Genomic DNA, 4,897 nt, shown 5'->3' on the forward strand with positions numbered 1-4,897 from the left:
AGTAGAACGGCTTGAATAATTCAAAGTTTGTAGTGAGGAATTTATTCCTCATTTGAGGGCTGAAGCCCTTACTACGAAATCATCTCCAGATTTTTTACATTACTTAATCTACTTTGATTTATTTTCGTCTACTTACTTATACCGTTATTTTCTAGCATTCAATTAGAGGGGTTTTTAATAATTATCAGTTTATTTTTTCTCCTGTTAGGCATTTGGTGTTATGCAGCATATCAGTTAACCCATCAGCATAAAATAGCTGATTTTTTGACCAAGTATGGTAATTATCTTGTGCCATTTGTGCTGATGGGTTTAGGGGGTGTAATTGTCTGGAAAAGTAAAGCTTTAAGTCCGTTAAAACTCCTTGGTAGTTGTATTTGTTTATTGTTTTTGGTGAAGAGAAATGATATTAACCAAGATAAAGGAGAAGAGGAAATAATTGTTTCTATCACCAATGATTAAATTTTCAAAGTTTAGTTAACCATTCGTTTTCATTGGCATCTTGAAATAATGCGGTACTTAAATAGCGTTCACCAAAGCTAGGCTGCACCATAACTATCAATTTATTGGCATTTTCTGGGCGTTTAGCTAGTTGCAATGCCGCATATAAAGCCGCACCAGCAGAAATTCCTGATAACAGTCCTTCTTCTTTCGCTAACCGCCGACTGTAGATAATCGCTTGATCATCTGTAACTTGAATGACTTCATCTATCAGTTCTGAACGGTAAATAGCGGGAATAAATCCGGGACCAATACCTTGAATCTTGTGTGGACCGGCTTTTCCTCCTGCTAATACTGGGCTGTTAACTGGTTCAACTGCTACTGCTTGAAAACTGGGTTTGCGTTGTTTAATTACTTCAGACACACCCGTAATTGTTCCCCCAGTTCCTACTCCTGACACAAGGATGTCAACTTCTCCATCTGTATCATGCCAAATTTCTTCAGCGGTGGTGCAAGCGTGAATTTGCGGGTTAGCAGGATTACTGAATTGTTGCAACATATAAGCATTAGGGGTAATGGCGACTATTTCTGCCGCTTTAGAAATAGCTCCCCGCATTCCCTCTACCCCCGGTGTTAACTCTAATTGCGCCCCATAAGCTCTTAGCATGAGTCTTCTTTCCTGACTCATAGTATCCGGCATCGTCAAAATCAGCCGATAGCCTTTAGCGGCTGCAACCATTGCTAAAGCAATGCCTGTATTCCCAGAAGTTGGCTCAACTAAAGTAGTTTTACCAGGAATAATTAAGCCTTGTTCTTCGGCTGCTTGAATCATGCTCACGCCAATTCTGTCTTTAACAGAAGCCGCAGGATTCATACTTTCTAGTTTGACAACAATCCGCGCCAATGCTCCTGAACTTTGAGGAATTTTGTTTAACTGTACTAAGGGCGTTTTACCCACTAACTCGGTGATATTTTTCGCTATTCGCATTACCATACCTCTTGCTAACTAAATGTAATACATGGGATTATTTTGGGCGCGAGTCTCTCTTTCTTGACACAAATCTTGGAGTGTATAGCTACGCAAAACCTCAATTGCAGCCGCATTAGCTTTTTCCCAGATTTCCAGAACCAAAGTTTTTTCTATCGTCGGAGTCTCAGCGCTTTCTTTCTCTTTCCGTTCACCTTCCACCAAGGTGACAATTTCTAGCAAAGTAATTTGCCAAGGCTCACGCATTAACACGAAACCGCCTTTCGAACCACGTTGACTGTGGACTAAACCCGCACGCCGCACTTGAGTGAGAATCTGTTCGAGATAGCGTTCTGGTATGGGTTGCTTGTCCGCAATCTCACTCATAGTCAAAGGAACTTTTTTATCGTGATGACTGGCTAGTTCTAACAGTGCTAGGAGTGCGTATTCCACTTTTGCAGAAAGATCCAGAAGAGCGTAGTTTTGACTATTCAAATCTGTATTCAAAATACTACTGTACATTGATAGATTTATCGGCTATTAACCGCAATTATTTTACTTTTGGGTGTTAGATGTGATAGTACCACACTTACAATAAATAAAATACTATAACTCTATCGGATTTAGGGTGATTGTATGCAAGATTCTCAAGATTGCTGAATATTTTCGGGAAAATATCTTAATACAATATTTTTTAAATCAAGAATAATGTATACTACGGTTACTACATCGGAAATTAGTGATATATACGCTGATGTCATTATACACAGGTTTAATTCAATCATCTACTAACAATACTCCAAAGATTTTCACCAGGCGATCGCTATTGCCGGTTAAAAAAAATGCTGTGTGGCAAATAGAAAACGGTTTTGTGATGACATACACTTATCTAGAAGACGGGACGACAGTAGCTTTGGGATTATGGGGACAGGGAGATGTGGTTGGTGAAGTTCTCTCGAAAATGAAGCCCTATCGGATGGAATGTTTAACCACAGTAGAAGCCACGGTTTTACCTGTGGATGATTGGCATCAACTCACAGAAACTTTGCTGTATCACATTCAACAAGCAGAAGAATTAATGGTGATTCGCAGCCATAAAAAAGTAGAGACTATGCTGATTCAACTATTAGGATGGTTATCCAAAAAATTTGGCTCAGAAGTAGAACAAGGGCGTTTAATTGATATGCGTCTAACTCATGAAGATTTAGCAGCACTGATCAGTTCTACTCGTGTAACTATCACTCGTCTGCTGGGACAATTGGAACAGGAGGGATTGATTGATAGACTTCCCCTGCATCGAATTATCGTGAGACAAGAGGATATTTGGTATTACGAAATTTAATTTGGAAAATACCAAAAAATAACTCTGCGAAGGAGGTAATCGCCCATTCATAGACTTGCTAAAAACTTTACTCTTATCAAAGGAATTGCTGCTTGCAACGGCACAATTGAACGACCAATTAAATTAATTGCTTCCCTAGGTCCCGGCGTGTTTCTAGGAACTCCACAATCTAATGGGGGGTTATTCTTTTTCCACCACCCTGAATAAGACAATCCAGATAACCAGATGGGAACCCCATCTTCCACAGTGCTGCTTTGACTGAAAGCTTGCGAACTGCTTGCAGCAGCGCTTCGCTATCGCTCTCCAAACGACCTTGTTGTTTCAATGTCCTCTCCAATTTGTTCATCCCAGCATTTCCACCCTTCCCGTTGCTGCAAGGATAAGTGGTTAGTGTGGGCAACAACGAATATCCTTTTACGAAGGTGCGGCGCTCCAAACTCCGACGCTGAGATAATTTCAACTTCTGTAGAGTATCCTGCCATTCTGAGTCCTCCAAGGCACGCTCGTAATCCTCTATGGATAAATCCTTCAGGTTGCTCAATAACAACAAATTTGGGCTTGCCAATGCAGATACACCGGAGGGCTTCAAACCATAAGTTTGACTCTGGGTGTGCAAGTCCGGTTCTTTTACCTGCGTTAGATGTGCCTGTGCATGGGTGGGAAACGAAGTAGACATCTATATTTTGTGGCGGTGTGTAAGTTTTAATCTCAGAGTGAATAGGAATTAGTGGATAGTGTGAACGTAATACTTGTTGAGCAGAAGGAAGAATCTCTACAAATTGGTAAGTTGTGAAAACCTGATAACCATAAATTTGTTCAAGAATTTCAGCAGCCAATTCCCACGCACCAATTCCAGCAAAGTAATCAATACAGGTAATCATAGCAAAATTATTTCTGTGCTACCGCCTTTAGAGTTTGCTGTTGTTGTTTAGAGCCATGAAATTAGTTAAATCAGTTGAACCATCAATGGATAGTAATATGTTGAAGATGCTTGAAAATGATGTCGCAGAAATCTTGGAGAAAATCAGAAACTTATCCGCCAAATATCCTAGCGATTCTCTTGAACAGTCTGCAATTTCTATCCAGCTATAATTAGATAGCTTTGTGTATACCGCTAAGAAACAAGCCATTCTAAGATAACTTGAAATGGCTCGATAGCTAGGATACTTGAAATTGAAAAAATGGGAATAGTTAGAGGCTATTCCCTGTTATTTAGGGTGTTTTAGTAGTAATAGAATTATATCATGAACAGAATTAATTTTGCAGGAATTGAAGGTGAAGTTAAAAGTGTTTCACCTCATGGGAATTATGTGGTTGTTCAACTTAGCGATAGCGAAGCACTCCGTAGGAATCGCATTACAATTGTAGGAACTTTCAGCAATCGCTTTCACTGGGAGGAGTCGCCTGATTCTGATTCTGGATTCAAGAGCTTTATCACCTATATCGGGTTAAAATCTTATTCAGAATATCAACATTTTGCTGATTGGGTTGCATTGAATAATGGGTATTTTGAAGGTGACGACGGAACTCCAAGAGAAGCCAAGCGTGTTAAACATCCTAGCTTTCCATTGGAGATAAAAGTTAGAGGTTTAATAGCTGAGTCAGTTTTTGAATTAGTGCAGATGTAATAACAAAACAAGTTGGTGTTATTGATTTTTTCGTAACACCAACTAAAAACATGATTTTTTTTGCTACCGCTTTTAGTTTGTGATTTGTTTAGAAGTGAGAAACAATGAGTTTGTAATTGTTTGCCAAACAACGAAATTCTGAATAATTTAGTTTAGACAAGAGGTGAATCAAATGTATATTGAAGCATCAGAAGCTTGGTGTTTTGCTGAAGAATTGTCAAATAAAATCATTAATGGTGTTTGGAGTGATGTTGTTAAAAAGTTCAAACAATTAAACCCCATGCAGTCAATTTATCCCACATTCCGCACCCCAAACTGTCACAGATCAAAAAAGCCCTTAAAGTAGTACATAATAACTAAAGCCAATTCAAAAATTAAGATACTTAATGAGAATAAGTAGCATTAAAAGGGACGTGGTGTGATAAAGTGAAACTTGGTAACAAAAGAAAAAAATGAATTGATAACCAAATAAGAAATAATTGATGACAACAGAAGTATTAGAGGAAACTGTTGTGAAATTAA

Annotated in this window: 7 protein-coding genes; 4 read left to right on the forward strand and 3 right to left on the reverse strand. The window is 38.8% G+C overall.

Annotated elements, in window-relative coordinates:
• The first annotated feature begins 138 nt into the window (after window positions 1-138).
• Window positions 139-459: a cadmium resistance transporter gene (locus PN450_RS02495; protein WP_271835328.1), complete on the forward strand. Its 321-nt coding sequence runs from the start codon at window positions 139-141 to the stop codon at window positions 457-459.
• A gap of 4 nt (window positions 460-463) precedes the next feature.
• Here PN450_RS02495 and cysK read toward each other — a convergent pair whose 3' ends face one another.
• On the reverse strand, window positions 464-1,426 hold the full coding sequence (gene cysK / locus PN450_RS02500; protein WP_271835322.1) for a cysteine synthase A: 963 nt from the start codon (window positions 1,424-1,426) through the stop codon (window positions 464-466).
• An 18-nt stretch (window positions 1,427-1,444) separates the two neighbouring features.
• A complete protein-coding gene (locus PN450_RS02505; RefSeq protein ID WP_271835323.1) occupies window positions 1,445-1,927 on the reverse strand; it encodes an RrF2 family transcriptional regulator in 483 nt (160 codons plus the stop codon).
• 232 nt (window positions 1,928-2,159) lie between these two features.
• Between PN450_RS02505 and PN450_RS02510 the strand changes: the two genes are divergently transcribed.
• Window positions 2,160-2,747 carry a Crp/Fnr family transcriptional regulator gene (locus PN450_RS02510; protein WP_271835324.1) on the forward strand — a complete coding sequence of 196 codons (588 nt, stop codon included), beginning with the start codon at window positions 2,160-2,162 and terminating at the stop codon, window positions 2,745-2,747.
• A 293-nt stretch (window positions 2,748-3,040) separates the two neighbouring features.
• On the opposite strand, the gene PN450_RS02515 is transcribed toward PN450_RS02510, so the two are convergent.
• Window positions 3,041-3,628 (reverse strand): DNA cytosine methyltransferase, encoded by a 588-nt coding sequence (locus PN450_RS02515; protein WP_417033732.1) that lies wholly within the window; start codon window positions 3,626-3,628, stop codon window positions 3,041-3,043.
• Window positions 3,629-3,991: 363 nt separating this feature from the next.
• On the opposite strand from PN450_RS02515, the gene PN450_RS02520 reads away from it, so the two are divergent.
• Together PN450_RS02520 and PN450_RS02525 are read left to right on the forward strand one after the other, a co-directional pair.
• Window positions 3,992-4,375, forward strand: coding sequence for a hypothetical protein (locus PN450_RS02520; RefSeq protein ID WP_271835326.1), 384 nt, complete (start codon window positions 3,992-3,994; stop codon window positions 4,373-4,375).
• A gap of 172 nt (window positions 4,376-4,547) precedes the next feature.
• A complete protein-coding gene (locus tag PN450_RS02525; RefSeq protein ID WP_271835327.1) occupies window positions 4,548-4,721 on the forward strand; it encodes a hypothetical protein in 174 nt (57 codons plus the stop codon).
• Window positions 4,722-4,897: the final 176 nt, after the last annotated feature.

The sequence above is a fragment of the Dolichospermum lemmermannii CS-548 genome (assembly GCF_028330815.1).
GTDB lineage: Bacteria > Cyanobacteriota > Cyanobacteriia > Cyanobacteriales > Nostocaceae > Dolichospermum > Dolichospermum lemmermannii.